This window comes from Alistipes muris (genome assembly GCF_943193205.1).
Classification (GTDB): domain Bacteria; phylum Bacteroidota; class Bacteroidia; order Bacteroidales; family Rikenellaceae; genus Alistipes; species Alistipes muris.
On record NZ_CALPDD010000001.1, the window covers coordinates 103,233 to 129,635 of the forward strand.

Consider the following 26,403-nt stretch of genomic DNA (forward strand, 5'->3'; position numbering starts at 1 on the left):
GTTCTTTGCCGTTTTTTAGTTGTTGGTCTCTTCGCCGCCCAGTTGGCTCAGCGGGATGGCATAGAGGCACAGCCCGCCCACACGGTCGATGATGAAAAGCGTGTTGCGGCGGATCAGACACTTGGCCGGGTTGTTCAGCGTGATGTCGCCGATGGTCGTGTAGTCCTTGATGACCTTTCCGGTTTCGGGGTCCACTTCGCAGAATTTCTGCTCCGTCTGCTTCCCGTCGAACGAGACGAACAGACGGCCGTCGGAGCTCCATGCCGCACCCGTCGGGCTGTAGTCGAAGGCCAGTTCCTTGCCCGCGGTCAGTTTGCAGGCCATCATGTGTTCGGGGTTCATCCGAACCAGCCTTTTCGCATAGTAGTCGACTGCGTAGACGTTGCCTGCGTAGTCGGCGGTCATGGTGTTGCTGCTGTGCGCTCCCAGGTTGTCGCTCGACGCTATGGCGCCGTGGGCAAGGTCGTGTTCCGGGAAAGCCCGCACAATGCCCCGGTATGCGTAGAGCGTGCCGTTGGTTGCGGCCAGGCCTACGGCGTCGAATCCCAGCCCCAGCGTGGCGGTGCATTCGTAGGTTTCGGCGTCGAATATGAAAAGCGTGTTGTGGCTTCCCGCCAGGTAAATTTTGTCGTGCGTGCGGATGATGTCGGCCGGCGTTCCGATGGTCTGTTCGTTGCCGTTCGGAAGCGTCCATTTGGTGAACTGCTTCTCGTGTACGGGTTTTCCCGTCGAGAGGTCGTAGACGTCCCACGTGAAGTTGGCGGCACGGATGTCGTTCGTCACGTACATCTTGTCGCCGTATACATAGACGCTGCGCGGCATGTAGTTCCGTTCTCCTACGCCTGCGTCGTTGTAGTCAAGTCTGAACGAGAGTGCGGGTGCGTCCTCCGTCTCGCCCCAGTCCGTATCCAGGAAGTCGTTGCCGCGGGCCAGACCGCCGTCCATTTCGTCAAGTTCGGGGTCTTCGATTACGTATTTCGACGGCCGGTAGTATCCGCCGCCGGGCAGATAGGCGGTCTTGGAGCGGCGGCTGTGCAGGAAGCGGCGCGAGTAGACGGGCAGTTTCTTGGCCAGCGCCAGTTCTTCGTACACCTTGCCGCACAGCGACGTCCAGCCCGGCCCCGTTTGTTCGTAGGTCATGTTGCCTTCATGGCCGTAGCCCAGGCAGTGGGCGTATTCGTGGAACATCGTCTCCGTGATGCTCGAATCGTCCGGATATTGCTCGAAATAGACCGATTCGTGCATGCCGAACGTCTCGCCGCCGCCAAGCCCCATCACTCCGGTGGTGTAGCCGAAGACCAGGCCCCGGTGGCCGATTGCTTGTTTGAGTACGGTCTCTTTGTTGACAAGGTTTTTGTCGTTGTTCGAGTGAAGCGGGCCCCAGGCGTTGAGTTCGGCGGCGAATTCAGGGCTGGAGTACATGTAGGTCATGTTCAGCGCCATCGCCACGCCTTCGCGGGCATGGCACGCGTGCAGCGGATAGGCCCAGCTGGTCTGGTTGGGGTTGTAGCGGCCGAAGCGGATGTGCCAGTGGCAGTTGATTGCCTGAAGCGTCTTCCAGTAGGGGGCGTCGCATTCGATTTCCAGCGCGATGTTCTCTTTCGAGAGGTGCGGATTGGCCATGATTTGAATCAGTTTGCCGCTCCGCGTCGTCGCCGTTATGTCTTCCGTCGCAAAGGGCAGCTGCATCTGGAACAGGTGGAACGGCATGACTTTCTCGAATACGAACAGCTTGAACGCTTCGTCGTATCCTTCCATCGTGGCCCAAATTGTCACGTTCGGCAGCGCCCGCGGGCTGTAAAATTTCAGTTGGAATTGCAGATCGTCGTCGACGGTCACTTGGAGCGGTTGGTCGGTGTAGAACCAGCGTTCGCTCGTGTTGAAGAATACTTCCGACGGTTCATCGTCGTTCAGCATGTAGTAGGTGTTCAGATTGTTGTAGTCGGCCGTCGACAGGCGGATCGGAAGTCCGTCGGGGAATTGTTCCGTCGGGTCGCTTCCGATGGTCTCAGTCGTACATCCGTACAGCAGTAACAGACTGACAATCAGCCCCCCCCCGAGGTTTAGGGCGAAAAATTTCTTCATCGTTCTTGTTGTTTTCGATTGTTCAAAAAACGGTTTTCGGTCAAAACGCCGCAAAGATACGAATAAGCGAGGGCAAAAGCAAGCTCGCTTGCTTTTTGCCGAGCGTGAGTATCTTCGGCACAGCCAAAATACGAATAAGCCGAACACAAAAGCAAGCGAGCTTGCTTTTGCCGAGCCCCCCGCTGGGTACCTCCTCCCGATAGCCTATACAATTCCGCCGGACTGCCTGCAAACAGGTCAGCCCGGCGGTACAAGAGTATTGTTCTTTTTATTTATAGGTGTATCGCGTGGCCCAGCGCCGCTTCCGCCGCTTCGGCCACTCCTTCGTTCAGCGTCGGATGGGCGTGTACCGTGCGGACAATGGCTTCGGCCGTCGCGCCCAGGGTCCGGGCCAGCGTCGGTTCCGCCAGCATCTCCGTCACGTTCGCCCCTACCATGTGGGCGCCTACGAGTTTGTCGTCTGCGTCGAACAGCAGTTTCACAAAGCCGTCGCGGTCGCCCGCCGCCGTCGCCTTGCCCGAGGCCGTGAACGGGAAGCGGCCGATTTTCACCGCCATTCCCTTTTCCGCGGCTTCTTGTTCCGTCATCCCCACCGACGCCACTTCCGGCGTCGTGAATATGCACGACGGGATGTTCGCGTAGTCTACCGGCGCGGGGTTCAGTCCGCAGATGGCTTCCACGCAGCAGACCGCTTCGGCCGACGCCGCATGGGCCAGCGCCGGGCCTTTCACTATGTCGCCGATGGCATATACGCCTGCCACGTTGGTCCGGTAGTATTCGTCCACCGCTACCTTGCCCCGTTCGACTGCTATTCCGAGTTCTTCGAGCCCGATGCCTTCGATGTTGGCTTGTACGCCCACGGCCGACAGCACTACGTCCGCCGTCAGCGTCTCCGGGCCTTTCTTGCCTTCGATTTCCACTTCGCAGCGGTCGCCCGCGATTTTCACTCCCTTGACCGTCGTCGAGGTCAGCACCGTCGCCCGCAGTTTGCGGAACGCGCGTTCCATCGTCTTCGACACTTCTTCGTCTTCGAGCGGCATCATCCGCGGCAGGTATTCGACGACGGTGACTTTCACCCCGAGCGTCGCATAGAAGCATGCGAATTCGCTGCCTATGGCGCCCGAGCCTACTACAATCATCGTCTCAGGCAGTTCGTTCAGCGTCAGCGCTTCGCGCGACGTGATTATCCGTTTGCCGTCCACCGGCATGAACGGCATTTCGCGCGGCCGGGCTCCCGTCGCCAGGACGATATGGTCCGCTTCGTAGTCGGTGCCGTCCACATCTATGTGGCCCGGGGCCGTCAGGCGGCCGAATCCCGTTATCAGGTCTATGTTGTTCTTCTTCAGCAGGAACAGCACCCCTTTGTTCATCGTCTCCGCCACTCCGCGCGAGCGGGCCACCATCTTGTCCAGCGCCGGGCGTACTTCGCCCGCTATCTCTACGCCGTATTGTCCCGCCGCCTTGCAGTGGGCATATATCTGCGCGCTCTTGAGCAGCGCCTTGGTCGGTATGCAGCCCCAGTTCAGGCATACGCCGCCCGCTTCGGCCCGTTCCACGAGCCCTACCCTTTTGCCCAGCTGCGCCGCGCGTATCGCCGCCACATAGCCGCCCGGGCCGCTGCCCACCACCAGTATGTCGTACTTCATCGTTTCGTCACTTGATTACTTTCAGCGTCTCGCCGTTGTCGGCCGCCACGGCGCGTTTCCACTTTTCGTTGTAGCCCGGGAACCGGATGTCGTCCGGGATTTCGCGGCCGTTGCCGTTGTCCACAAAGTGTGCCGCCGTGCCCGGGCCGTCCAGATATTCCAGTACGTCGGCGTGTTCGCTTTTCACGTTGCCGTCCATGTACTTTATCAGCAGGTATTTGTCCAGCTTCGACCAGCGGTCGAACAACTCCTGCGCCGTCTTCACTGAGTAGTCGGTCAGATAGCGCACGCGTTTCTTGGCCGGGAGTTTCGCCGCTTCCATGTCTGCGAGCGGTATCTGCACTTCCGCCTTGTTGTTTTCCCACGCGTCCACCGCCTTGCGGATGTCGGCCGCTATCATGTCATAGCGCATGTACGCAAAGTTCGTCACCCGGTTGAACAGCCAGAACGCCGAGGTCGGCGAGTAGTCCAGCATCGAGCCGTTCTGTTCGTCGAAGCACTCCGGCACTTCCGTCGCCGAGCAGTATATCGGGGTCAGACACGAGGTCGCCGCATCGTCCACGCCGAACCACAGGATGCCCATGTCGCGCGGTACGTTCGGCCGGGCCTGCGCCACGAACCAAAATCCCGTCTGTTGCGTCGCCGTCGCGCGTTCGTTGCAGTATTCTACCCCGTCCACCTCGAAATACATCGGGCGCCAGCGGTAGGGACACCCGTGTCCTCCGGCTCCTAAGTCGGCCGTCATGTCCATCGGCGTGCCTTCGTAGTGGTCGCGCATGCAGTCGAAGATCGTTTTGGGCGTTACTTTCGCGCGGGGTTCCACCCACAGCGGCATCTTGTTCGCCGGGTTGTGACCCATCGCATAGTCCGTGTAGGCGTCCATCCCGTCGGCTACCGTCCGGAAAAAGGCCCATACGCGGGCTTCGCAGCCGCGCAGCGCTCCGAAGTCGGCCGGGGCGTAGGCATCCGAGAAGCTGAACGTCTCGTCCGGTCCCTCGTAGTAGCCCATTTCACGGGCGAACTCCACCACGTCCGGGGCATAGAGACAGTTTTCCGGGTCGTCTTTCGGAAAGGTCGTGATGCGGGCTTGGTTGGCGTGGGCCGATACATAGCCGTCCGGTATCCGGCGCGCCACCCACACGATTCCTTTGCGGGCGTTGCCTCCTCGGCCGTCGTCCTCGAAGCCCTTGCCTATCAGTTCCATGATCCACGCTTCGTCCGGGTCGGCTATCGAGAACGATTCGCCCGACGACGCGTAGCCGTAGGTGCCGGCCAGTTCGGCGATGACGCCTATCGCTTCGCGCGCCGTCTTGGCCCGTTGCAGCGTAATGTATATCAGCGAGCCGTAGTCCATGCGGCCCGTCGGGTCGGCCAGTTCCGGGCGTCCGCCGTAGGTCGTTTCGGCTATGACGAGCGAGTGTTCGTTCATGTTGCCTATCGTCGACCACGTCTCTGCCGCCTGCGGTATGTCGGTCAGATAGCGGCCCGTGTCCCATTCGTAGACCGGAAGCAGCGCTCCCGCCTTGTGTTTTCCGCCCGGCGTGTGGTACAGGGCGCCATACAGGCCGTGCGAGTCGGCCGCATAGGACACCATCACCGAGCCGTCGCTCGACGCTCCTTTCGTCACAATAAAGTTGGTGCAGGCATCCGCCGTTCCGTGCACAAGCATGGCTGCCGCCAGCAGTACGATGAGTTTTTTCATGTTTCGCAGATTGATTTCCTGTAAAGACAGCGCACAGCAAGTACAGACGCAGTTTTCTTTTTGCCCTCTCGTTGCTGTCGGTCTTCGCATTGTTTCATTAACGCAAATATAAAAAACAAATCGTGAAATACCGCAAAAATTTTGAGCGTTGCCGTGCGGTTGTCATCCTGAGCGTAGCGAAGGAGCTGCCTATCCGAGGTTTGTTTCAATATTTTTGTGTAAAGTATATATCGACTTGCCCGATTTTTGCCTAATTTTACACGGATAAATTCTGTTCGCCATGTTGGAAATCGCCTGCAATCTTTCGCGTATCAGGGCGTCATTGCCCGAATCGGTGACGCTCGTCGCCGTCTCCAAGACCCACCCCGCCGAGGCCATTCGCCAGGCGTTCGACGCCGGGCACCGTATCTTCGGCGAGAGCCGTCCGCAGGAGTTGTGCGCCAAGTACGAGGTGCTGCCCAAGCAGATCGAGTGGCACATGATAGGTCATTTGCAGACCAACAAGGTCAAGTACATCGCGCCGTTCGTGCGTATGATTCAGTCGGTCGACAGCGCCCGGCTCGCTGAGACCATCCAGCGCGAAGCCGCCAAGTGCGGCCGCATCATCGACATCCTGTTGGAAATCCACGTCGCGCAGGAGGAGACCAAAAGCGGTTGGGAGTTGGGCGAGTTGAAGCGTTACGTCGATTCGGCCGCTTTCGCGTCCATGCCCAACGTGCGGGTCCGCGGCATTATGGGTATCGCCACCCATACCGACGACCGGTCGGTCATCCGGCGCGATTTCTCGGAGTTGAAGCGTTGTTTCGAGTTGTTGCAGCCTTATTTCGGCGCCCGTTTCGATACCCTTTCGATGGGTATGTCCCACGATTATCTCTTGGCCGTCGAGTGCGGTTCCACCATGGTCCGTGTCGGGTCGTCCATCTTCGGCGAGCGCGATTATTCCGGGCAGTAAGAATCTTTTCACTCGTCCAAAGCAGCCATTCGCGGGCCCGGCTGGGGCGGTCGCGCTGTAAGCGCGAGCCGGGCTCCGCGCAGAATTGTTCTGTCATTCTGAACGTCAGCAAAGAATCTGCCCTTATATATAACAAGGACGGAACCATGTCCCGTCCTTGTCTTTTATTTCACCCGAATCGTCTTGCCCGAGCGGATGTTGCTCGGCGATTCGATGCCGTTCAGCCGGCATATCGTCTTCACGGTCGTTCCGTGGCGTGCCGCTATGGCGCTCAGCGTGTCGCCCGGACGGATTCGGTAGTATTGGGCTTCTTTCTTGTCCGGCACCGGCGTGCCCGTGTCTTCTTCGTCATCGAAGTCCTGCCCCGCGTTCGAGTGGATGTTGAAGAACGATTTCTTCAGCAGGAACGTTTCGCGGCACAGCATTCCGTTCTTGAAGTCTATCAGGCGTTCCGGGTCGAATGCCTGGCCGTAGTAGCGGGTCTCGAAATGCAGATGGGGTCCCGACGAGCGGCCCGTCGAGCCGCCCAGTCCGATGATCTGCCCCGCTTCGACCCATTGGTTCGCCTGTACCAAGCGTTCCGCCAAGTGGCCGTAGTAGGTTTCCAGGCCGTTGTCGTGGCGGATGATTACCAGATTGCCGTAGCCGCCGTTGTTGTAGGTCGACATGCGCACTCTCCCGCAGAACGTCGCATAAATCGGGTCGCCCGTCTTCAGCGGCAGGTCCACTCCTTGGTGTTGGCGTCTTCCCCGCGGGCCGTATCGGCCGTGCGGGTGTACTCCGCCTTTGTAGGGGCAGTGGTAGCTCTTGGTCGAGTCCACCAGGTCGATGACCACCGAGTTGGGCATCGCCGACATGTCTACGTCCGAGTAGGGAAACAGGTCGCGCACGTCCCAGAATTTCTCGAAGACGGTCTTGTCTTTCACCACTTCGCGGTTGCGGATGTATTTCCACGTGTTGTTGCTGTAAAGCACTACCAGCAGCGCGTCGTTTTCCGACGGAAGCGTGTCCACCACAATCAGTTCGTTCGTGTCGAACGTCGATTGTATTTGTTTGGGTTCCAGGCGCAGGCGCAGGGTCGCCAGCGAGTCGGCGGCCGCGGCTTCGGCCGGGGTCAGCGCCGCAAGCCGCGGCGGTTCTTCCTGCGCCGCGGTCGTCAGTACCGCCAGCGCGGCCGTCAGTGTAAGGCAGTATTTCTTCATGGTCATCGGTTTTTCAGCAGTTCCGCCGCCGCTTCGAGCGCTTCGTAGAATTCTTCGCCGAAGCGGCGTACAATCGGTTCGCGCAGCGCCTTGTAGACCGGCAGTCCCAGTTTTCGGCCGCATTCGCGCGCACCCGCACAGACCGACCAGCGGTGGTAGTTCAGCCCTACCGTGCCGTTTGAGAACCGCACCAGCCGGATCGGATAGAGGTGGCACGAGATGGGTTTGCGGTAGGCCGTGCGGCCTTCGGCCCACGCTTTTTCGATGGCGCAGAGCGTCACACCGTTTTCTTCGTAGGCGTAGGCGCATTCCGCATCGTCCACCAGCGGCGTCGTGTAGTCGCCGTCGCTGTCCACTACCATGAAGCCCTGCCGTTCCACCGCCGCTATCCCCGCCGCCGTCATGTAGGGTTTGTAGGCGGGGTATTCCCGTTCAAGAATGTCCGGTTCGTCGTCTTCCAGCGGCGCTCCCGCGTTGCCTTCCACACAGCAGAGGCCCTTGCATCGTTCCAGGTCGCAGGCAAAGCATTCGCGCAGCAGGTCGGCGCTCACGATCTTGTCTTCGATTTCGATCATTTGCAGGTGCATGTGTCGGCTATCACTATGTCGTAGAGTTCGCCCAGGGTCATCCCCGCGGCCTTCGCTTGTTTCGGGACAATGCTTCCGCCGCTCATTCCCGGTATCGAGTTCAGTTCGATGAAGTAGGGTTTCCCCTCCGGCGTCACAATGAAGTCTACGCGTACCACGCCCCGGCAGCGGCACGTGCGGTAGGCTTCCAGCGTCATGCGGTTCAGTTCGGCTTTCACTTCCGGGGCGATGTCGGCCGGGGTTATTTCGTCCGAGAATCCCGCCGTGTATTTGGCTTCGTAGTCGAAGAATTCCTTTTTCGATACGATTTCCGTAATCGGGAACAGGTATTCCCTGCCCCCCGCTATCATCACTCCGCAGCCCATTTCGCGGCCCGCAATACATTCTTCGATCAGTACTTCGTCGCTTTCCGAGAACGCTTTTTCGACGGCTGCGGGCAGTTCGTCGGCCGTGCGGACTTTCGTCACTCCGAACGACGAGCCGCTCGCGTTGGGTTTCACGAAAAGCGGCAGTCCCAGGTCGTCCGCTATCTCCGTCGCGTCCCACGTTTCGCCGCGGCGCAGGAAGCGTTCGCGCGCAAGGTTGATTCCCCGGCCCGCCAGCGTGCGTTTCGTCGTTACCTTGTCGAACGTCAGTACCGACGAGGTCATCCCGCACGACGAGTACGGAATCCCCATCATGTCTAAATAGCCTTGCAGACGTCCGTCTTCGCCCGGCGTGCCGTGTATCAGAATCAGGGCGTAGTCGAATTCCCTGCGTTCGCCCGCCACCGTCAGCGAGAAGTCGTTCTTGTCGACCTGCCATTCCCGGCCGTCCGGCGCCGTGTAGTGCCAGTCGCGGCCGTGCAGGTCTATCATCGTCACGTCGTATTTTTCCGGGTCGAGCGCCGCCGCAATCTGGGCTGCGCTTTGCAGTGCGATTTCCCGTTCCGACGAATCGCCGCCCGCCAGGAGCGCTATGCTGAGTTTCTCGGTCATGGGTTGTAGATGTCTTTGTATCTGAATGCCAGTATTTCCTCCACCATTTCGACGAATTGCCGGGCTTCTTCGTGCCCGGGGTTCAGTCGCAGTATCGCGTTGAAGTCGTTGAGGGCCGCGCCCCATTGGTTCATCCGGTAGTGCAGTTGGCCGCGTTCGAGCAGCAGCGCCGTGTTTTCCGGGTCGGCGTCGAGGGCCGTGTGCAGCGCCGTCATGCGGTTCGCGGGGCTCCACAGTCCTTTGCGGCGGATGTATTCCGTTACGCCCGGCGCCAGCATCCGCGACGTGTCGTCGCCCCGTTCGATGGCCGCCCGCACTTCGGTCGACGAGTAGTCTTGCAGCGGCGCATCTTCCAGCAGCGTGACGCGGTCCAGGTGTTTCTCCGGCCGTTCGCCCCGCCGCGGGTAGACGTATATCGGGTATTCGAGGATTCTTTCGTATTCTTTCCAGCCGTCGAGCCCCGTTATCTGGTCGCTGCCCATCAGTATCGAGAAGCGCATTTCGTGGCCGCACGTCTCCTCCAGAAAGCGCAGCGTGTCGATCGTGTACGAGGGTCGCGGCAGCAGGAATTCGACTACCGAGGGGCGTATGCGTTTCGGATAGCGCGACGCCGCGCAGGCGATTTCCGCCATCTCCAGCCGGTCGGTTTCCGCCACCAGCGCCGCTTGTCGTTTGTAGGGGCTCTGCGGCGAGATGACCAGCGCCGTTTCGTCGGCCAGATCATGCTCCGCCACATATTCGGCCAGCGCGATGTGGCCGTTGTGTACCGGGTTGAACGACCCGAAGTAGAGCATCATCCGTTTCATCGTCAGCAGTTTATGAATTCCTCCACCAGCGCGCAGACTTCCGCCACGGCTTCTTCCAGCCGGTCGTTCACCACCACATGGTCGAATTCCGGGGCTTTCGTCAGCTCGAACTCCGCTTTCGCCACGCGGCGGTCTATCACTTCCGGAGCGTCGGTCCCGCGTCCTTCCAGCCTGCGGCGCAGTTCTTCGACCGAGGGCGGCATGACGAATATCGCGCAGGCGTCGCCGCCGAACAGGCGTTTGAGGTTCAGCCCGCCGATTACATCTACGTCGAACGCTATCGTGTGGCCTTTTTGCCAGATGCGGTCCATTTCGCTCCGCAGCGTGCCGTAGCACGTCCCGGCATATACTTCTTCCCATTCCACGAACTTGTCTTCGGCCACCGCCTGCATGAACGCTTCGTGCGTCAGAAAGTAGTAGTCTGCACCGTCGCGTTCCGTTCCCCGGGGTGCACGGCTCGTCGCCGACACCGAGAATTCCAGTTGCGGATAGCGTGCCAGCAGTTGCCGGACGATGGTCGTCTTGCCCGAGCCGCTCGGGGCGGAGAATATGATGATCTTACCCATTGGGGAATTAAAAATTAAGAATTAAAAATGAAAAATTATCGGTTCGGTGTTTCGGGGCGCCTGTGTTCGATTTTTAATTCTTCATTTTTCATTTTTAATTGCAATATCTTGTGATTTCGCACAATCACAAGATATTGAGTACCTGTTCCTTGATTTTCTCCAGCTCGTCTTTCATCTTGACCACCAGTATCTGGATGTTCGATTCGTTGGCTTTCGAGCCCAGCGTGTTGATTTCGCGGCCCATTTCCTGGGCGATGAATCCTAATTTGCGGCCTGCGGCTTCTTCGCCGCGCGCCACTTCGCGGAAGTAGTTGCAGTGGTTCGTCAGCCGGACTTTCTCTTCGGTGATGTCCAGTTTCTCCAGGTAGAAAATCATCTCTTGTTCCAGTCGGTTGCGGTCTACTTCGGCGTTGAGTTTCGCCAGGTTTTCCTCTATCCGGCTGCGGATGTTTTCCGTGCGGTTTTTTTCGTAGGGGATTACTTCTTCCTTGTATTGTTCGATCAGTTCTACCCGGCGCAGCAGGTCGGCAATCAGTATCGCCCCTTCCTGCGTGCGGAATTCGTCCAGTTGGGCCGCCGCCGCTTCCGTCGCCGCCATCAGCGCCGCGTGTTCTTCTTCCGATATGGCTTCCGTCTCCGTCGCCACTACTTCCGGAAGCCGCAGTACCGCCGCCGCCAGCGCGTCGTAGTTCACGCCGATGCCCGCATATTCCACTGCTTCGGTCGCCTGCCGCATGTATTCGCGGTACAGTTCGCGGTCTATCCGGGCCGGGGTCTCGGTCTTCTGGTTTTCCACCGTCACGAATATGTCCACCTTGCCGCGTACCAGTCGGCGGGCCGCCAGCGTGCGGATTTCGTATTCCGATTGGCGGTAGAGCGACGGCAGCCGCAGGTTCAGGTCCAGCTGTTTGGAGTTCAGCGAGCGGATTTCCACCGTTATCTTCTTGTTCTTCAGCGTGGCTTCGCCTTTGCCGAAGCCCGTCATGGATTTGGTCATCATCTTCTTGCTTTTGGTCGCCGCAGGGGGCCGGAGGTGTTCCGCAGGGCCCTTTGGCCGACGCAAAAGTAATAAAAACTATTCAAAAAGCCCTATTCCCCGCAGGTCGATTGAAAATTATTCGGGCGGTGGTTCGTTTTCCCGGAAATTAATTTGTTTTGTATTCTGCTTTTCGTATCTTTGTGTTAGCTTACTAACAGCCATGAATTCTCTCACACAAACCCATCTATGAAAAAGCACAATTTCAACGCGGGACCCTCCATTTTGCCGGAGGAGGTCATCGGGAACGCCGCCAGGGCCATCCTCGATTTCAACGGTTCGGGCCTTTCGGTGCTCTCGATTTCGCACCGCACCAAGGATTTCGACGACGTCATGGCCGAGGCCGACAGGCTCTTCCGCGAGCTGCTTGCCATCCCCGACAACTACAAGATTTTCTACCTCGGCGGCGGTGCCAGCACCCTCTTCTACGAGGTCGCCGCCAACTTCCTCGGCCGCAAGGCCGGTTACGTCAATACCGGCGTCTGGGCCAAGAAGGCTATCAAGGAGGCCAAGCGTTACGGCGAGGTCGAGGTCGTCGCTTCGTCCGAGGACCGCAATTTCACTTACATTCCTAAGGGTTTCGCCATTCCCGCCGACCTCGATTATCTCCACATCACCACCAACAATACCATCTACGGCACCGAGTTCCACGAGGATATTTCGTCGCCCGTGCCCCTCATCGCCGACATGTCGTCCGACATCCTCTCGCGTCCGGTCGATGTCTCCAAGTACGCTATGATTTACGGCGGCGCGCAGAAGAACCTCGCTCCTGCGGGCGTTTCTTTCGTCATCATCCGTGAGGACATGCTCGACAAAATCGTCCGCGACCTGCCTACGATGGTTTCGTTCCGCACGCACGTCGAGAACAATTCTATGTTCAATACGCCGCCCGTCTTCCCCATCTACGTCTTGATGGAGACCCTGCGGTGGCTCAAGAAAATCGGCGGCGTCGAGGAGATTTACAGCCGCAACATCGCCAAGGCCAAGTTGCTTTACGACGAAGTCGACCGCAATTCCCTGTTCCGCGGTACCGTCGAGATGGAGGACCGTTCGCTCATGAACATCTGTTTCGTCATGGCCGAGGGTCACGAGGAGCTCGCTCCCGAGTTCATGGAGTTCGCCAAGGCGCGCGGCATGGTCGGTATCAAGGGCCACCGGCTCGTCGGCGGTTTCCGCGCTTCGTGTTACAACGCCTTGCCCATCGAGAGCGTGCAGGCGTTGGTCGGCTGCATGCAGGAGTTCGAGAAGCTCCATCTGAAGTAGGCCGATGGCTTACCAGTTCAAGATTCCCACGGCCTACAGCGCCCTCACGGGCGAGGTGACCGCGTGGGAACAAACCGAATTGCAAGAATCCACTACATTGATACACTCTATGAAAGTATTGGTCGCCACCGAAAAGCCCTTCGCCAAAAAGGCCGTCGAGGGTATCCGTGAAATCGTCGAGGGCGCGGGTTACGAGTTCGCCCTGCTCGAAAAGTACGCCGACAGGTCCGCGTTGTTGGCCGCTGTGGCCGATGCCGACGCCTTGATTGTCCGCAGCGACAAGGTCACGGCCGAGGTCATCGCCGCCGCCCCCAACCTCAAAATCGTCGTTCGCGCAGGCGCCGGGTACGATAATGTCGATTTGGCCGCCGCATCGGCCCGCGGTATCGTCGTCATGAATACCCCCGGGCAGAATTCCAACGCCGTGGCCGAGTTGGCCGTCGCCATGATGATTTTCATGGCCCGCAACCGTTTCACGCCCGGCACCGGGTCGGAGATTCAGGGCAAGACGCTCGGCATCCACGCCTACGGCAACGTCGGTCGGTTGGTCGGCCGCAAGGGCAAGGCGCTCGGCATGCGGGTTGTAGCTTACGATCCGTTCGTTTCCGACCCCCAGGTCTTCGCGGCCGACGGCGTGGAGCAGGTTTCTTCCGTCGAGGAGCTTTACCGGGTCTCCGATTATCTGTCGCTCCATATTCCCGCCACTCCGCAGACTACGGGTTCGATCGGTTACGAGTTGCTGACCTCTATGCCCAAGGGGGCTACGCTGGTCAATACCGCCCGCAAGGAGGTCATCGACGAGCAGGGTGTCATGCGTGCCTTGACCGAGCGCGAGGATTTGAAGTACGTGACCGACATCGCCGCCGCCGTCCAGCCCGAGTTCGACGAGAAGTTCGGCAAGCGCGTTTTCGCTACCGCCAAGAAGATGGGTGCCGAGACCGCCGAGGCCAATCTCAACGCAGGCTTGGCCGCTGCCCGGCAGATCGTCGGGTTCTTCACCGACGGTTGCACCCGTTTCCAGGTGAACAAAGGGTAGAAGCGTTCTTTGTCATGGCGGGTTGCTTGGTTGTCATTCCGGGCCCCCTCCCTGTCATTCCGGGCTTCCTCCTTGTCATTCTGAGGAGCGTAGCGACGAAGAATCTGTTACGGCTTCGTCATTGCGGGCGAGTGTAACGAGCGTGGCAATCTGAATATTACGCCGTAACTTTTCGGGCTTCTCCCCGGCGATGTTTTACGCTGTTCCTAACACCCGCTCCGGGCTCTCGACGAACCAACCCCCGCCATTTCCACGAGTGCGGGATTTTATTAGTGATGAATTTTGTAGCTTAAATTTCTGAAAATATGGTTAGAATCAAGCCTTTCCGCGCCGTCCGCCCGCCCCGGGAGCATGCTGCCGAGGTCGCATCGCGGCCTTACGACGTTCTGAATTCCGCCGAGGCCAAGTCCGAGGCTACGGAGCGTTCGCTCCTGCACATCATCAAGCCCGAAATCGACTTCGAGCCCATCGCCGACGAGCATTCGCAGCAGGTCTACGACCGGGCCGTCGACAATTTCCGCCGTTGGCGCAGCGAGGGGTGGCTGCAGCAGGACCCCGAGGAGTACTATTATATTTATGCGCAGACCATGGAGGGCCGGACGCAGTACGGGTTGGCCATGTGTTGCCACTTCGAGGATTACCTCTCCGGCGCCATCAAGAAGCACGAGCTCACACGGCCCGATAAGGAGGAGGACCGGATGATTCACGTCCGCAACCAGCAGGCCAATATCGAGCCCGTCTTCTTCGCTTATCCCGACAACGCCGAAATCGACGCCATCGTCGCCGGCGTGGTCAGCAGCAGTGCGCCCGAGTACGACTTCACCGCGGCCGACGGTTTCGGACATCGTCTGTGGGTCATCCGCGACCGCAAGACCAACGACCGCATCACCGAGATTTTCAAGGGCATCCCTGCGCTCTACGTCGCCGACGGCCACCATCGTACCGCCGCCGCCGCCCGCGTCGGTGCCGAGTGCAAGGCCAAGAATCCCGGCCATTGCGGCGAGGAGGAGTATTGTTATTTCCTGGCCGTCACCTTCCCCGCCGGACAGCTCCGCATCATCGACTACAACCGCGTCGTCAAGGATTTGAACGGTCTCACGCCCGCCCAGCTCGTCGATAAGCTCCGCGAGAATTTCATCGTCGAGGAGAAAGGCGCCGAGGAGTACCGTCCCGCCGCCTTGCACAATTTCTCCATGTATCTCGACGGCAGGTGGTACAGCCTCACCGCCAAGCCGGGCACTTACAACGACAGCGACCCCATCGGCGTGCTCGACGTCACGGTGCTTTCCGACCTCGTTCTCGACAAGATTCTCGGCATCGGTGATTTGCGCACTTCCAAGCGCATCGACTTCGTGGGCGGCATCCGCGGCTTGGGCGAGTTGAAGCGGCGCGTCGACAGCGGCGAGATGAAAGCCGCTTTCGCCCTCTATCCCGTTTCGATGCAGCAGCTCATCAACATCGCCGACACGGGCAACATCATGCCGCCCAAAACCACTTGGTTCGAGCCCAAGCTCCGTTCGGGCGTCGTCATCCACAGTTTCGGCGAATAGTCCGTTCCGCGGATTGCCTGGTTTTCAGAGGTGCTTGTCGAAAAGCACCTCTTTTTTGGTTATGATTCGCTTTTTTTCGTTATATTTGTTTCCGAATATTAATCAATCGGCATTATGGCTAAAATCAAAGGTACTATCGTCGTCGACAAGGAGCGGTGCAAGGGGTGCGGGGTCTGCGTGGCTTCGTGTCCGTGCAGCGTGCTGGTCTTGTCGGCCGAGGTCAATAGCAAGGGTTATCCCGTCGCACGGATGGCCGACCCCGATGCCTGCACCGGGTGCGCTTCGTGTGCGGTGATCTGCCCCGACAGCGTCATTACGGTTTATCGTCAAAAATTCGAGTAGGACTATGGCAGAGAAAGAGGTGAAGTTGATGAAGGGCAACGAGGTGATTGCCCATGCCGCCATCCGTTACGGCTGCGACGGTTATTTCGGTTACCCCATTACGCCGCAGTCCGAGGTGATGGAGACTTTGATGGAGTTGAAGCCTTGGGAGACCACCGGCATGGTCGTCTTGCAGGCCGAGTCCGAGATTTCGTCCATCAATATGGTCTACGGCGGTGCTTCGACCGGTAAGCGCGTCATGACATCGTCGTCCAGCCCCGGTATTTCGTTGATGGCCGAGGGTATCAGTTATCTGGCAGGCGCCGAGTTGCCGTGCCTGATCATCAATTGCCAGCGCGGCGGGCCCGGTTTGGGTACCATTCAGCCGTCGCAGGGCGATTACTTCCAGGCCGTCAAGGGCGGCGGCCACGGCGATTACAAGTTGATCGTCTTCGCGCCCAATTCCGTGCAGGAGATGCACGACCATGTCGCCGAGGCGTTCGACCTCGCGTTCAAGTACCGCAATCCCGCCATGATTCTCGCCGACGGCGCCATCGGGCAGATGATGGAGAAGGTCGTTCTCGCGCCGCAGCGTCCCCGCAAGACCGACGAAGAACTGAAAGCCGAGTGCGACGCCTGGGCCGCCATGGGCAAGCCGTCGGGCCGCGGGCGCAACGTCGTCACGTCGCTCGAATTGCAGTCCGAGAAGATGGAGATCATCAACCAGCGTTTGCAGGCCAAGTACAAGGCTTTGGAGGAGAACGAGGTGCGTTTCGAGGCCGTCGGGTGCGACGATGCCGATTACGTCATCGTCGCTTTCGGTTCGTCGGCCCGCATCTGTTCCGCCACCGTCGAAATGGCGCGTGCCGAGGGTTTGAAGGTCGGGCTTCTGCGCCCCATTACCCTCTACCCGTTTCCCTCGAAGCAGATCGCCGATTTGGCCGTGCGCGGGGTCAAAGGGTTCCTCTCCGCCGAGCTCAACGCCGGGCAGATGGTCGAGGACGTGCGGCTGGCCGTCAACGGCAAGGCTCCGGTCGAGCACTACGGCCGTCAGGGCGGTATGTTGTTCAACCCCGACGAGGTGCTCGCGGCGCTCAAGGATAAATTGATTAAAAAGTAAAGACCATGGCAGAGGTTGAAATCAAACAGGAGAATCTGGTTTACGCCAAGCCGGAGCTTATAACCGACAACGTCATGCACTATTGCCCCGGTTGCAGCCACGGCACCGTGCATAAGCTCGTCGCCGAGGTCATCGCCGAGTTAGGGTTGGCCGACAGGACCGTGGGCGTGTCGCCCGTGGGGTGTTCGGTGTTCGCTTACAATTATATCGACGTCGATTGGATCGAGGCGGCTCACGGCCGTGCGTTGGCCGTCGCTACGGCCGTCAAGCGGCTCAAGCCCGGGACGATGGTCTTCACCTACCAGGGCGACGGCGATCTTTCGGCCATCGGTACGGCCGAATCCATCCACGCCGCGGCCCGCGGCGAGAACGTCGTGGCTATCTATATCAACAACGCCATTTACGGCATGACGGGCGGGCAGATGGCTCCCACTACCCTCTTGGGTATGAAGACCGCCACTACGCCCTACGGTCGTGACCCGCGGCTCAACGGCTATCCCTACAAGATCGCCGAAATGATGGCCCACCTCGACGGTGCCACTTACATCACCCGCCAGAGCGTCCATAAGCCCGCCAACGTCCGTAAGTGCAAGGCCGCCATCAAAAAGGCTTTCCAGCGTTCGATGGACGGCAAGGGTTTTTCGCTCGTCGAGGTCGTTTCGACCTGCAACAGCGGGTGGAAGCTCTCGCCCGTGGCGTCGAACGAGTGGTTGGAGCAGAACATGTTGCCGTTCTATCCGCTGGGCGACATCAAAGTGGTTGAATAAGAGCGCAGACGATTATGAAAGAGACATTGATTATAGCAGGCTTCGGAGGACAGGGCGTCCTTTCGATGGGTAAGATTCTCGCTTATTCGGGCGTGATGCAGGACTTCGAGGTGACATGGATGCCTTCCTACGGGCCCGAGATGCGCGGCGGTACGGCCAACGTCACGGTCATCCTCTCCGACCGCAAGATTTCGTCGCCCATCGCCCACGAGTTCGACACGGCCATCATCCTCAATCAGCAGTCGATGGAGAAGTTCGAGCCGATGGTCAGGCCCGGCGGCGTGTTGATTTACGATACCAACGGCATTACGCGCCACCCCGTCCGCGACGACATTTCGGTCTTCGCCATCGACGCCACGGCCGAGTGCGCACGGCTCGGGCAGGCCAAGTTGTTCAACACGATGATTTTGGGCGGTTACCTCAAGGTCCGGCCCGTCGTCGAGATGCAGAACGTCATGATCGGGCTCAAGAAGTCGTTGCCCGAGCGCGCTTGGAAAATGTTGCCCGACAACGAAAAGGCCATCATCCACGGCGGCCAGATCATCCGCAAAATCCGGTAGTTCGGTCGGGCGTTTGCCATTCGGACCTCACCTTTCGGGTGGGGTCTTTTTTTGCAGATTGCCTGCCGTTCCGGGTTTCCCTCCCTTGTCATTCTGCCCCCAGTCTCTTTGTCATTCTGAGCGTCAGCAAACCCACGTCCTGTCATTCTGAGGAGGGCGTTGCCCGACGAAGAATCTAAATTTGTAGCAATGTCATTGCGAGCGAGAGCAACGAGCGTGGCAATCTCTCGGTAGGTCGTAACCTCCCGGGCTATATGACATGGTCCTTATTCACTATTCGTTGTTAATTATTCATCTTTTTTGCCTTTTCCTCTTGACAAACGCTTTTTCAGGTTGTATATTTGTCTCGTCCCCGCGGTTTTGCGTATCGTCGTCAGCGCGCTTGATTCTTTGAATACGACGATAGCGGTGCACAGCAGCGCAATTTCCGTCCGGGTCGATTGTTTTTCCGCAATTTTTCCCAGTCGGCGCCGATTCTTTTTTCGCTTTCCCGTTTTTCCTTTCCGGTCGTGTCTTCCATTTTCCGACGTTTTCACCTCTTCAGGATGCGTTATGGATATATGGTCCGACAGATGCTCAATTGCCCGCCTTATGAGGTGAGGCCGGCAGCCTCGGAATTAGTCTCCCGGTGTGCTTCGTGCACCGGGGGACTTCTTGCGTCCATACTTCGCTTTGCTCATAGAAGCCCTGCCGTATAAAAAAAGAGGGCCCTGCAAAGGTCCTCTTTTTCGTCGTCCGAAGCGGTTGCGTTATTCCACCGCTGCGCATTCGTTGACGAATTCTTCGGCGATTCGCGTGAGCAGTTCGTCGGTCTTCTTTTCGCCTGCCAGGATGGTTTCCAGCATCTTGCGGATTTTCTTCTCGGGCAGGTAGGCCGCCAGCGCACGCAGCGTGCCGTAGGTCGCGATTTCGTAGTGCTCCACTTTCTGGGCGGCAAGAATCAGCCCCGCGTCGCGCACGAAGCTGTTTTTCTGCGTGTCCGAAATCATGCCGTCGGCTTCTTCCAGCAGTCCTGCCATCGCTTCGCAGCGTTTGGTCTCGGGTTTCTCGCCCATCAGGCCGAAAATCGTCTCCAGTTCGGCGATTTGCTTGTCGCCTTCGTTGTAGTGTTTCTCGAACGCGTCGCGCAGCTTGGGGCTCGTCGCGGCCTTGCTCATCTTCTTCAGTCCTTTCTTCAGGTGTTTCTCGGCCCAGTAGATGTCCTTGAGCTGGTCGACGAAAAAGCAGTGGAATTCGGTCTGCGCCGGGCTCGTCCACTTGTCCGTCGTCTTGTTACCCGGCATGCGGTAGCCTTCTTCGGTCGTTTTGTTGCCGGTCGTCGTTTTCGTGTTCGGCATCGTCTTGGTGTTGTCCGTTTTCATGGTCTTGTTTTTTTAGGATTTGACCGTTTCGCGGCAAATTGCATACCACAAACGAGCCGATGCGGGTGCCGTTCGGACAGGCACCGTATTTGCAGAGCGGGAAACACCTAAATTTTCAGACTATGGACAATCAAACCTACATGATGCCTCTGATCGGCGACAAGGCCCCGTCGTTCGAGGCCGAGACCACGCAGGGCAAAATCCGTTTTCCGGAGGATTTCAAGGGCCAGTGGGTCATCCTGTTCAGCCATCCGTCGGATTTCACCCCCATCTGTACGTCGGAGTTCGTGATGTTCGGTGCCATGCAGGCGGAGTTCGAGGCGCTCAACTGCCGGTTGGTCGGGCTCTCGGTCGGCACCAACGCCAGCCACATCGCCTGGCTGCGTTCCATCCACGAGCGCATCGAGTTCAAGGGGCACAAGCGCGTCGAGCTCAATTTCCCGCTCGTCGCCGACATGTCGATGGAGGTGGCCCGCAAATACGGCATGATTCAGACCGGGGTCTCCACTACGGCGGCCGTGCGGGCGGTTTTCTTCATCGACCCGACGGCTACGATTCGCGCCGTCATTTATTATCCCATGCAGCTCGGGCGTAATTTCGACGAGCTCAAGCGCGTGCTCGTGGGGTTGCAGACCATCGACAAGTACCACGTGGCTCTGCCTGCCGATTGGCGGCCCGGCGACGACATCATCGTGCCCGCTCCCACCACCTACGACGGGACCGACAAGTCGGCCGAGGGGATGAAGTGTTACGATTGGTATTTCTGTACCAAGCCTCTGGCGATGGACAAGGCGGACAAAGAGAAGTCCAAGGCTTACGAAAAGGCGTAAATAATGGGATGTTCGCCCTACCGAAAAGCCCGTTCCGGCAAAGGAACGGGCTTTTTTCGTTGTGAATTGTCATTCTGAGCGCAGCGAAGAATTTATGTGCGGCTTATTCGCCGAAGCGGTATTGCAGTACGTCGCGCCAGCCTAAAAGCAGGTCGCGGACGGGCAGGCGTTTCTTGCCTGCTATCTGCAATTCTTCCAGCGCTATCCAGCCGTCGGCGCACGCTGCGCGCACAAAAGTGCGGCAGTCGCTCTCCACGGTTCCGGGGGTTGCGCCGTGGGCCGTTGGCTCGAACCGGGCCTTGAATATCTTGGCGGTAGTTTCCTCTCCGCCGTCTTCCCGCCGCAGCGTGGTCCACGCCGCCGGATAGGGCGACAGCCCGCGTATGAGGTTGACGATTGCGCTGCCCTGCTGCGTCCAGTCTATGCGGCAGTCCTCCTTGAATATCTTCGGGGCGGGCCGCAGCGTCGATTCGTCGATGTGCTGCTGTTCGATGGGTGCGACGTCGCCCGCGGCGATGCGGTCCACCGTGTCGGTGACGAGCTTCGTCCCGGCGTGCATCAGTTTGTCGTAGAGCGTGCCCACGTTGTCGTCGGGCAGAATCGGCATCCGTTCCTGCGCGAGGATGGCCCCCTTGTCGATTTCGTGGTTGAGCAGAAAGGTCGTCACGCCCGTCTCCGTTTCGCCGTTCATGATGGCCCGGTTGATGGGTGCCGCACCGCGGTATTGCGGCAGCAGCGACGCGTGGAGGTTGAACGTGCCCAGCCGGGGCAGCGCCCACACGCTTTCGGGCAGCATCCGGAACGCGATGACGATTCCCAGCTCGGGTTGCCAGGCCTGGAGCGCTTCGAGGAATTCGGGCGCGCGCAGTTTTTCGGGTTGCAGAATCGGCAGCCCCAGTTCGCGGGCGGCGATCTTTACTTCGCTTTCGTGCAGTTTCTGTCCGCGTCCGGCGGGTTTGTCAGGCGTCGTCACCACCCCTACCACGTTGTAGCCTCCTTCGACCAGCGCCCTCAGCGACGGTACGGCGAATTCGGGCGTGCCCATGAAAACGATTCGTATCTGCTTGGAATCCATGTTATTTCTTGTTGAGCCCCAGCGTGTGCTGCATGCGCTCCTGCTTGGTCTCCAGATAGTGTTCGTTGTACTTGTTGGGCGCGATGACGATGGGTACGATTTCGTCGATTTGGAGCCCGTAGCCCTCCAGCCCGGCCCGCTTGAGGGGGTTGTTGGTCATCAGCCGCATGCGCCGGATGCCCAGCTCGCGGATGATGCTCGCCCCCACGCCGTAGTCGCGCTCGTCGGCCTTGAAGCCCAGGCGCAGATTGGCGTCGACGGTGTCGAGCCCCTCGTCCTGGAGTTTGTAGGCGTGAATCTTGTTGCACAGGCCGATGCCGCGCCCCTCCTGGTTGAGATAGACGATGGCTCCCTTGCCCTCCTTGTCGATCATCTGCATGGCCCGGTGGAGCTGGTCGCCGCAGTCGCAGCGGTAGGAGCCGAAGATGTCGCCCGTGGCGCACGACGAATGGACGCGGATAAGGACCGGTTCATCGTCGGCCCATTCGCCCTTGGTCAGCGCCACGTGCTCCACGCCGTTGGATTTCTGGCGGAACGGCGTAATCTTGAAGTCGCCCCACTCGGTGGGCAGCGGTACGGTGACCCCTTTTTCGATGAGCGATTCTTCGCGCAGACGGTAAGCGATAAGCGAAGCTATCGAGATGATTTTCAGCCCGAATTTCCGGGCGATTTCGCGCAGCTGCGGCATCCGTGCCATGGAGCCGTCCTCGTTCATGATTTCGATAAGCGCTCCGGCGGGTTGCAGGCCGGCCAGCCGTGCCAGGTCGACGGCCGCTTCGGTGTGGCCCGGACGGCGCAGCACCCCTTTCTCGCGGGCCCGCAGCGGATTGATATGGCCCGGACGGCCCAGGTCGGCGGGACGCGTGGCGGGGTCGGCAAGCGCGCGGATGGTAGCGGCGCGGTCGTGGATCGACACGCCCGTGGTGCAGCCGCCGCCCAGGAGGTCGACCGTCACGGTGAACGGCGTGCCCAAGAGCGAGGTGTTGTTCTCCTCCATCATGTTGAGCCCCAACTGCTCGCACCGCTCCTCGCTCAACGGGGCGCACAGCACGCCGCGTCCCTCCTTGAGCATGAAGTTGACGATTTCGGGCGTGATTTTTTCGGCCGCCACGATGAAGTCGCCTTCGTTCTCGCGGTCCTCGTCGTCGACGACTATGACGACCTTGCCCGCGCGGAAGTCGTCGATGACCTCCTCTACGCTATTGAGCGTCGTTTGGTTTGCCATGAAGTTTGAATTTTATCGCGTTCTTGAATTTCAGCAGCCGCGGCTCCGCCTTCTCGCGCAGCGCCTTGAACTTGCCCGCGTACCAGTCGGTGTCGAGCAAAGCCGAATCGTTGGTAGCCTTGTAGGTCAGATAGACGGCTATGGGGGTGAGGATGAACGATGAGATCCACATGCCCCACACGGCTTCCCAGTTGCCCTCCTTGACCTGTTTTTCGCCCGAAAGGCTGATGATGTAGTAGACCACGAAGAAGATGACCGACACCACCACCGGAAGTCCCAGTCCGCCCTTGCGGATGATGGCGCCGAGCGGTGCGCCGATGAGGAAGAAGATGATGATCGACGCGGGCAGCGACACCTTTTTGTGCCACTCCACTTTCGAGCGGTAAAGCTGGCTGAGCGTCTGCTTGGCCGTCGTCTCGTCGAACGAGAACATGTTGCGCGAGTTCTTGGCCAGCGACCGCGCCTGGCTCCAGATGCGCTCCTTTTCGCGCAGGGGCAGCCGGGCGATGGAGTCGGCGGTCTGCATGTCGCGGAAGCCGCGCTTGTCGATGCGCAGGCTGTCGGGAAGCGGCAGGACGCTGTGGTCGCGGACGAAAATCTGTTCCTTGAGCAAGGGTTCGTAGGAGCTGGTCGTGGCGGCGTTGACCTTGATTTCGAGCGAGTCGATGTCGTTTTGCAGCTCGTTGATGTTCTTCGTCTGGCTGTTGGATATGTTGTTGTCGCTGCGTTCCATGACGAAGCCGTCCATCGGAATCTCCTGCTTCTGAAGGTCGAACGTATGGTGGCGCAGGGCGCTCTTGGTGTACCACTGGCCGTTGCGGGTCTGCTCGTAGGTCTCGCCGTTGTAGAGGGTTACGAGCAGCGAGCGGCGGTCGTCCGAGAGGCGGATGTAGCCCGAATCGGCCACGATGGTGTTCATGTTGCCGCGGTTGGTCGGGCGGTTGTCGTAGATGAGCACGTCGTAGAGCAGGTGGGTGTCGGGGTCCTGGTGGCCTACGCGGATGGACATGTCGTCCAGTCCGTTGAAGAAGAGCCCGTCGCGGAATTCGAGCGTCTGGCGCTGCTGGCGGATGTCGGAGATGATGCTGTACATCTTCTTGTTGGCGTAGGGCACCAGGTTGTTGCCGATGAAGAAGCTCCCCACGGCAATCAGACTGACGAAGATGAGCAGCGGCTGGGTGATGCGCACGAGCGAGAGCCCGGCGGACTTCATGGCCAGCAGTTCGTAGTTCTCGCCCAGGTTGCCCATCGTCATGATGGCGGCCAGCAGCACGGCCAGCGGCAGCCCCAGCGGCAGCATGTTGGCCATGGCGTAGGTCATCAGCTCGATGACGATGCCGGCGCTCAGCCCCTTGCCCACCAGCTCGTCGATGTAGCGCCACACGAAGTTCATCATCAGCACGAACATGACGATGAAGAACGTGAGGATCATCGGCCCGAGGTAGGCTTTCAGAACGAGTTTGTGGATGGTTTTCATGCGGCCGTTACCGTTTTTCTGCGACGCAAAGTTAGCAGTTTTACCGCAACGAGCGTCAGGGTGAGCGTAAATATGATGGCCGCGCCGGGCGGGACTTCGAGGTGGTAGCTGGCGGCGAGCCCGGCGACGTTGCCGGCCACGGCGACGACGGGGGCCCACAGGGTCAGCGTGCGGTAGGAACGCGAAAAGGCGTTGACGATGACCACGGGCAGCGTGAGCAGCGAAATGAGCAGCACGATGCCCATGATGCGTATGGAGAGTACGATGGTCACGGCCACGAGGGCGGCCGTCAGGTAAGAAATCGTGCGGGTGCGGATGCCGCGGCTGCGGGCGAATTCGCGGTCGAAAGCCACGTACATGACGGGCCGGAGCCACAGTGCCGCGCCGATAAGCAGCAGGAATGTGAGCACGGCCAGTCCGGCCACGTCGCCGCGCGTGACGGTGATGATGCTTCCGAAGAGGTAGGCCGACAGGTCGCCCGACGTGTAGCCCGGCCGCAGGCTCATGAAGAGCGCTCCGACGGCCATGCCGACCGACCAGATGATGCCGATGGCCGAATCCTCGCGGATGCGGCCGCGGCTTCCGGCCCACTCGATGCCCAAGGCCGAGAGTACGGCGAAAAGCATGGCGCCTGCGATGGGGTCGGTGCCTGAGTAGAACGCGATGCCCAGCCCGCCGAACGAGGCGTGGGTGATGCCTCCGGCGAGGAAGACCATCCGCCGGCACACGACGTAGGTGCCTGCTATCCCGCAGGTTATGCCCGAGAGGATGCAGGCCGCCAGCGCGTTGGACAGATAGCCGTATTGGAAGAGGTCGCCGAAGAATTCCATACCGTGTTAGCCGAATGCGCGCAAATTTACGCTTTTTTCCGGGAAATGCCGCTTTTTTCCGGCCGCTTTTCGTAATTTCGCAACCGTAAATATCCCGTTATGTCACCTCGCAAAGTCAATTTCCATACCTTAGGCTGCAAACTCAACTTTTCGGAGACCTCGACGCTGGCCCGCGAGTTCGCGCGCGGCGGTTTCGAGCGCGTGGCGGCGGACGCTCCGGCCGACATCTGCGTGATAAACAGCTGTTCGGTGACCGAACACGCCGACAAGAAATGCCGCAATCTGATTCGCAAGCTCCACCGCCGCAACCCGCAGGCCATCATTGCCGTGACGGGGTGCTACGCGCAGCTCAAGCCGCAGGAAATCGCCGCCATCGAGGGGGTGGACCTGGTGCTGAGCAACAACGACAAGGGCGAGCTGTACCGCCGGGTCGCCGCGCTCGGGGGCAAGTGCCGGGCACAGGTTTTCAGCTGCGACACAGATTCGCTGACCTCGTTCTTCGCGGCCTTTTCGAGCGGCGACCGCACGCGGGCTTTTCTGAAAGTCCAGGACGGCTGCGACTACTGCTGTTCCTACTGCACGATCCACTACGCCCGCGGAGCGAGCCGCAACATGCCCATCGCCGACCTGGTCGACGAAGCGCGGCAGATAGCGGCGGCGGGCCAGCGCGAGATCGTCATCACGGGGGTCAACACGGGCGATTTCGGCCGCACGACGGGCGAGAAGTTCATCGACCTGCTGCGGGCGCTCGACGCCGTGGAGGGGATCGACCGCTACCGCATTTCGTCCATCGAGCCCAACTTGCTGACCGACGAAATCATCGCGTTCTGCGCCTCGTCGCCCAAGTTCCAGCACCATTTCCACATCCCGCTGCAAAGCGGCTCGGACCGCATACTGGGGCTGATGCGCCGCCGCTACACCACGGCCCGGTTTGCCGAGCGGGTGGCGGCCGTGCGGCGTGCGATGCCCGATGCGTTCATCGGAATCGACGTCATCGTGGGATTCCCGGGCGAAACGGAAGCCGACTTCCGGTCGACCTACGACTTTCTGGCCGGACTGCAACCTGCGTTCCTGCATATTTTCCCCTTTTCGGAACGTGCGGGCACTCCGGCAGTGGATTTGCCGGACAAGGTGCAGGCATCGGTGGCGACGCGGCGTGCGGGCGAACTGGAAGAGCTGTGCGAACGGCTGCACGGCGAATTCTGCGCCCGCGGCACGGGGACCGAAGCCGAAGTGTTGTTCGAGAGCACGATGCGCGGCGGGCTGATGTTCGGCTACACGGGCGAATACCGCCGCGTGAAAGCCCCCTACGACCCTGCGCGCATCAACGCCGTGTGCCGGGTCCGGCTGGGCGCGATGGACGATTCGCACGATTTGTGGGGAGAAATCCGGGAATAATAAGTATATTTGCAGGCTTATACAATAATTA

At 59.6% G+C, this 26,403-nt stretch carries 25 protein-coding genes; 10 read left to right on the forward strand and 15 right to left on the reverse strand.

Going from position 1 to position 26,403, the window contains the following annotated elements:
- Positions 1 to 15 precede the first annotated feature (15 nt).
- From NFR47_RS00510 to NFR47_RS00520, 3 genes are all read right to left on the reverse strand, one after another.
- A complete protein-coding gene (locus tag NFR47_RS00510; protein WP_251213624.1) occupies positions 16 to 2,085 on the reverse strand; it encodes an NHL repeat-containing protein in 2,070 nt (689 codons plus the stop codon).
- 272 nt (positions 2,086 to 2,357) lie between these two features.
- A complete protein-coding gene (gene lpdA / locus NFR47_RS00515) occupies positions 2,358 to 3,731 on the reverse strand; it encodes a dihydrolipoyl dehydrogenase (protein ID WP_251213625.1) in 1,374 nt (457 codons plus the stop codon).
- 7 nt (positions 3,732 to 3,738) lie between these two features.
- Entirely contained in the window at positions 3,739 to 5,433 is a 1,695-nt protein-coding gene (locus tag NFR47_RS00520; RefSeq protein ID WP_251213626.1) for a C69 family dipeptidase, read from the reverse strand.
- Positions 5,434 to 5,713: 280 nt separating this feature from the next.
- Here NFR47_RS00520 and NFR47_RS00525 point away from each other — a divergent pair, with 280 nt between their 5' ends.
- Positions 5,714 to 6,385 (forward strand): YggS family pyridoxal phosphate-dependent enzyme, encoded by a 672-nt coding sequence (locus NFR47_RS00525; RefSeq protein WP_251213627.1) that lies wholly within the window; start codon positions 5,714 to 5,716, stop codon positions 6,383 to 6,385.
- 164 nt (positions 6,386 to 6,549) lie between these two features.
- Here NFR47_RS00525 and NFR47_RS00530 read toward each other — a convergent pair whose 3' ends face one another.
- The 6 genes from NFR47_RS00530 to NFR47_RS00555 form a co-directional block, all read right to left on the reverse strand.
- A complete protein-coding gene (locus NFR47_RS00530) occupies positions 6,550 to 7,587 on the reverse strand; it encodes a peptidoglycan DD-metalloendopeptidase family protein (protein ID WP_251213797.1) in 1,038 nt (345 codons plus the stop codon).
- A 2-nt stretch (positions 7,588 to 7,589) separates the two neighbouring features.
- The gene (locus NFR47_RS00535; protein WP_251213628.1) at positions 7,590 to 8,162 is read right to left on the reverse strand and encodes a DUF3109 family protein; all 573 of its coding nucleotides are present in this window, start codon (positions 8,160 to 8,162) and stop codon (positions 7,590 to 7,592) included.
- Positions 8,159 to 9,151, reverse strand: coding sequence for a D-alanine--D-alanine ligase (locus NFR47_RS00540; protein WP_251213629.1), 993 nt, complete (start codon positions 9,149 to 9,151; stop codon positions 8,159 to 8,161). The genes NFR47_RS00535 and NFR47_RS00540 overlap by 4 nt, the downstream gene beginning before the upstream one ends.
- Positions 9,148 to 9,957, reverse strand: coding sequence for a nicotinate-nicotinamide nucleotide adenylyltransferase (locus NFR47_RS00545; protein ID WP_251213630.1), 810 nt, complete (start codon positions 9,955 to 9,957; stop codon positions 9,148 to 9,150). Before NFR47_RS00545 ends, NFR47_RS00540 begins: the two co-directional genes overlap by 4 nt.
- 2 nt (positions 9,958 to 9,959) lie before the next feature.
- Positions 9,960 to 10,523 (reverse strand): guanylate kinase, encoded by a 564-nt coding sequence (gene gmk, locus NFR47_RS00550; protein ID WP_251213631.1) that lies wholly within the window; start codon positions 10,521 to 10,523, stop codon positions 9,960 to 9,962.
- A gap of 124 nt (positions 10,524 to 10,647) precedes the next feature.
- Positions 10,648 to 11,508, reverse strand: a complete 861-nt coding sequence (locus NFR47_RS00555) for a YicC/YloC family endoribonuclease (RefSeq protein WP_251213798.1) — start codon at positions 11,506 to 11,508, stop codon at positions 10,648 to 10,650.
- Positions 11,509 to 11,748: 240 nt separating this feature from the next.
- Here NFR47_RS00555 and serC point away from each other — a divergent pair, with 240 nt between their 5' ends.
- From serC to NFR47_RS00590, 7 genes are all read left to right on the forward strand, one after another.
- A complete protein-coding gene (serC, locus tag NFR47_RS00560) occupies positions 11,749 to 12,822 on the forward strand; it encodes a 3-phosphoserine/phosphohydroxythreonine transaminase (protein WP_251213632.1) in 1,074 nt (357 codons plus the stop codon).
- Positions 12,823 to 12,931: 109 nt separating this feature from the next.
- Positions 12,932 to 13,858, forward strand: coding sequence for an NAD(P)-dependent oxidoreductase (locus NFR47_RS00565; protein ID WP_251213799.1), 927 nt, complete (start codon positions 12,932 to 12,934; stop codon positions 13,856 to 13,858).
- A gap of 305 nt (positions 13,859 to 14,163) precedes the next feature.
- On the forward strand, positions 14,164 to 15,408 hold the full coding sequence (locus tag NFR47_RS00570; protein ID WP_251213633.1) for a DUF1015 domain-containing protein: 1,245 nt from the start codon (positions 14,164 to 14,166) through the stop codon (positions 15,406 to 15,408).
- Between the two features lie 114 nt (positions 15,409 to 15,522).
- Positions 15,523 to 15,750 carry a 4Fe-4S binding protein gene (locus NFR47_RS00575; protein ID WP_251213634.1) on the forward strand — a complete coding sequence of 76 codons (228 nt, stop codon included), beginning with the start codon at positions 15,523 to 15,525 and terminating at the stop codon, positions 15,748 to 15,750.
- A gap of 4 nt (positions 15,751 to 15,754) precedes the next feature.
- The gene (locus tag NFR47_RS00580) at positions 15,755 to 16,849 is read left to right on the forward strand and encodes a 3-methyl-2-oxobutanoate dehydrogenase subunit VorB (protein ID WP_251213635.1); all 1,095 of its coding nucleotides are present in this window, start codon (positions 15,755 to 15,757) and stop codon (positions 16,847 to 16,849) included.
- 5 nt (positions 16,850 to 16,854) lie between these two features.
- Positions 16,855 to 17,616 (forward strand): thiamine pyrophosphate-dependent enzyme, encoded by a 762-nt coding sequence (locus NFR47_RS00585; RefSeq protein ID WP_251213636.1) that lies wholly within the window; start codon positions 16,855 to 16,857, stop codon positions 17,614 to 17,616.
- Positions 17,617 to 17,630: 14 nt separating this feature from the next.
- Entirely contained in the window at positions 17,631 to 18,176 is a 546-nt protein-coding gene (locus NFR47_RS00590) for a 2-oxoacid:acceptor oxidoreductase family protein (RefSeq protein WP_251213637.1), read from the forward strand.
- A 287-nt stretch (positions 18,177 to 18,463) separates the two neighbouring features.
- Here the strand turns inward: NFR47_RS00590 and NFR47_RS00595 are convergent, their stop codons facing one another.
- A complete protein-coding gene (locus tag NFR47_RS00595; protein ID WP_251213638.1) occupies positions 18,464 to 18,712 on the reverse strand; it encodes a hypothetical protein in 249 nt (82 codons plus the stop codon).
- Positions 18,713 to 18,925: 213 nt separating this feature from the next.
- On the reverse strand, positions 18,926 to 19,537 hold the full coding sequence (locus tag NFR47_RS00600) for a YciE/YciF ferroxidase family protein (protein ID WP_251213639.1): 612 nt from the start codon (positions 19,535 to 19,537) through the stop codon (positions 18,926 to 18,928).
- Between the two features lie 122 nt (positions 19,538 to 19,659).
- Here NFR47_RS00600 and NFR47_RS00605 point away from each other — a divergent pair, with 122 nt between their 5' ends.
- Positions 19,660 to 20,367: a peroxiredoxin gene (locus NFR47_RS00605; protein ID WP_251213640.1), complete on the forward strand. Its 708-nt coding sequence runs from the start codon at positions 19,660 to 19,662 to the stop codon at positions 20,365 to 20,367.
- A gap of 103 nt (positions 20,368 to 20,470) precedes the next feature.
- On the opposite strand, the gene fmt is transcribed toward NFR47_RS00605, so the two are convergent.
- Genes fmt through NFR47_RS00625 form a run of 4 tightly spaced genes read right to left on the reverse strand, consistent with a single transcriptional unit; the run spans position 20,471 to position 24,974 of the window.
- Positions 20,471 to 21,442, reverse strand: a complete 972-nt coding sequence (gene fmt / locus NFR47_RS00610) for a methionyl-tRNA formyltransferase (RefSeq protein ID WP_251213641.1) — start codon at positions 21,440 to 21,442, stop codon at positions 20,471 to 20,473.
- A 1-nt stretch (position 21,443) separates the two neighbouring features.
- Positions 21,444 to 22,667, reverse strand: coding sequence for a bifunctional 3,4-dihydroxy-2-butanone-4-phosphate synthase/GTP cyclohydrolase II (locus NFR47_RS00615; RefSeq protein WP_251213642.1), 1,224 nt, complete (start codon positions 22,665 to 22,667; stop codon positions 21,444 to 21,446).
- The gene (locus NFR47_RS00620; RefSeq protein WP_251213643.1) at positions 22,642 to 24,144 is read right to left on the reverse strand and encodes an LptF/LptG family permease; all 1,503 of its coding nucleotides are present in this window, start codon (positions 24,142 to 24,144) and stop codon (positions 22,642 to 22,644) included. The genes NFR47_RS00615 and NFR47_RS00620 overlap by 26 nt, the downstream gene beginning before the upstream one ends.
- Complete coding sequence (locus NFR47_RS00625; protein ID WP_251213644.1) at positions 24,141 to 24,974, reverse strand: metal ABC transporter permease; 834 nt, start codon at positions 24,972 to 24,974, stop codon at positions 24,141 to 24,143. Before NFR47_RS00625 ends, NFR47_RS00620 begins: the two co-directional genes overlap by 4 nt.
- A gap of 99 nt (positions 24,975 to 25,073) precedes the next feature.
- Between NFR47_RS00625 and mtaB the strand changes: the two genes are divergently transcribed.
- Complete coding sequence (gene mtaB / locus NFR47_RS00630; protein ID WP_251213645.1) at positions 25,074 to 26,372, forward strand: tRNA (N(6)-L-threonylcarbamoyladenosine(37)-C(2))-methylthiotransferase MtaB; 1,299 nt, start codon at positions 25,074 to 25,076, stop codon at positions 26,370 to 26,372.
- The last annotated feature ends 31 nt before the right edge of the window (positions 26,373 to 26,403 follow it).

Bases quoted from the DNA above. Each gene is read 5' to 3' on its own strand.
- NFR47_RS00510 (WP_251213624.1), bottom strand. From the start codon at position 2,085: ATGAAGAAATTTTTCGCCCTAAACCTCGGGGGGGGGCTGATTGTCAGT.
- lpdA (WP_251213625.1), bottom strand. From the start codon at position 3,731: ATGAAGTACGACATACTGGTGGTGGGCAGCGGCCCGGGCGGCTATGTG.
- NFR47_RS00520 (WP_251213626.1), bottom strand. From the start codon at position 5,433: ATGAAAAAACTCATCGTACTGCTGGCGGCAGCCATGCTTGTGCACGGA.
- NFR47_RS00525 (WP_251213627.1), top strand. From the start codon at position 5,714: ATGTTGGAAATCGCCTGCAATCTTTCGCGTATCAGGGCGTCATTGCCC.
- NFR47_RS00530 (WP_251213797.1), bottom strand. From the start codon at position 7,587: ATGAAGAAATACTGCCTTACACTGACGGCCGCGCTGGCGGTACTGACG.
- NFR47_RS00535 (WP_251213628.1), bottom strand. From the start codon at position 8,162: ATGATCGAAATCGAAGACAAGATCGTGAGCGCCGACCTGCTGCGCGAA.
- NFR47_RS00540 (WP_251213629.1), bottom strand. From the start codon at position 9,151: ATGACCGAGAAACTCAGCATAGCGCTCCTGGCGGGCGGCGATTCGTCG.
- NFR47_RS00545 (WP_251213630.1), bottom strand. From the start codon at position 9,957: ATGAAACGGATGATGCTCTACTTCGGGTCGTTCAACCCGGTACACAAC.
- gmk (WP_251213631.1), bottom strand. From the start codon at position 10,523: ATGGGTAAGATCATCATATTCTCCGCCCCGAGCGGCTCGGGCAAGACG.
- NFR47_RS00555 (WP_251213798.1), bottom strand. From the start codon at position 11,508: ATGACGGGCTTCGGCAAAGGCGAAGCCACGCTGAAGAACAAGAAGATA.
- serC (WP_251213632.1), top strand. From the start codon at position 11,749: ATGAAAAAGCACAATTTCAACGCGGGACCCTCCATTTTGCCGGAGGAG.
- NFR47_RS00565 (WP_251213799.1), top strand. From the start codon at position 12,932: ATGAAAGTATTGGTCGCCACCGAAAAGCCCTTCGCCAAAAAGGCCGTC.
- NFR47_RS00570 (WP_251213633.1), top strand. From the start codon at position 14,164: ATGGTTAGAATCAAGCCTTTCCGCGCCGTCCGCCCGCCCCGGGAGCAT.
- NFR47_RS00575 (WP_251213634.1), top strand. From the start codon at position 15,523: ATGGCTAAAATCAAAGGTACTATCGTCGTCGACAAGGAGCGGTGCAAG.
- NFR47_RS00580 (WP_251213635.1), top strand. From the start codon at position 15,755: ATGGCAGAGAAAGAGGTGAAGTTGATGAAGGGCAACGAGGTGATTGCC.
- NFR47_RS00585 (WP_251213636.1), top strand. From the start codon at position 16,855: ATGGCAGAGGTTGAAATCAAACAGGAGAATCTGGTTTACGCCAAGCCG.
- NFR47_RS00590 (WP_251213637.1), top strand. From the start codon at position 17,631: ATGAAAGAGACATTGATTATAGCAGGCTTCGGAGGACAGGGCGTCCTT.
- NFR47_RS00600 (WP_251213639.1), bottom strand. From the start codon at position 19,537: ATGAAAACGGACAACACCAAGACGATGCCGAACACGAAAACGACGACC.
- NFR47_RS00605 (WP_251213640.1), top strand. From the start codon at position 19,660: ATGGACAATCAAACCTACATGATGCCTCTGATCGGCGACAAGGCCCCG.
- fmt (WP_251213641.1), bottom strand. From the start codon at position 21,442: ATGGATTCCAAGCAGATACGAATCGTTTTCATGGGCACGCCCGAATTC.
- NFR47_RS00615 (WP_251213642.1), bottom strand. From the start codon at position 22,667: ATGGCAAACCAAACGACGCTCAATAGCGTAGAGGAGGTCATCGACGAC.
- NFR47_RS00620 (WP_251213643.1), bottom strand. From the start codon at position 24,144: ATGAAAACCATCCACAAACTCGTTCTGAAAGCCTACCTCGGGCCGATG.
- NFR47_RS00625 (WP_251213644.1), bottom strand. From the start codon at position 24,974: ATGGAATTCTTCGGCGACCTCTTCCAATACGGCTATCTGTCCAACGCG.
- mtaB (WP_251213645.1), top strand. From the start codon at position 25,074: ATGTCACCTCGCAAAGTCAATTTCCATACCTTAGGCTGCAAACTCAAC.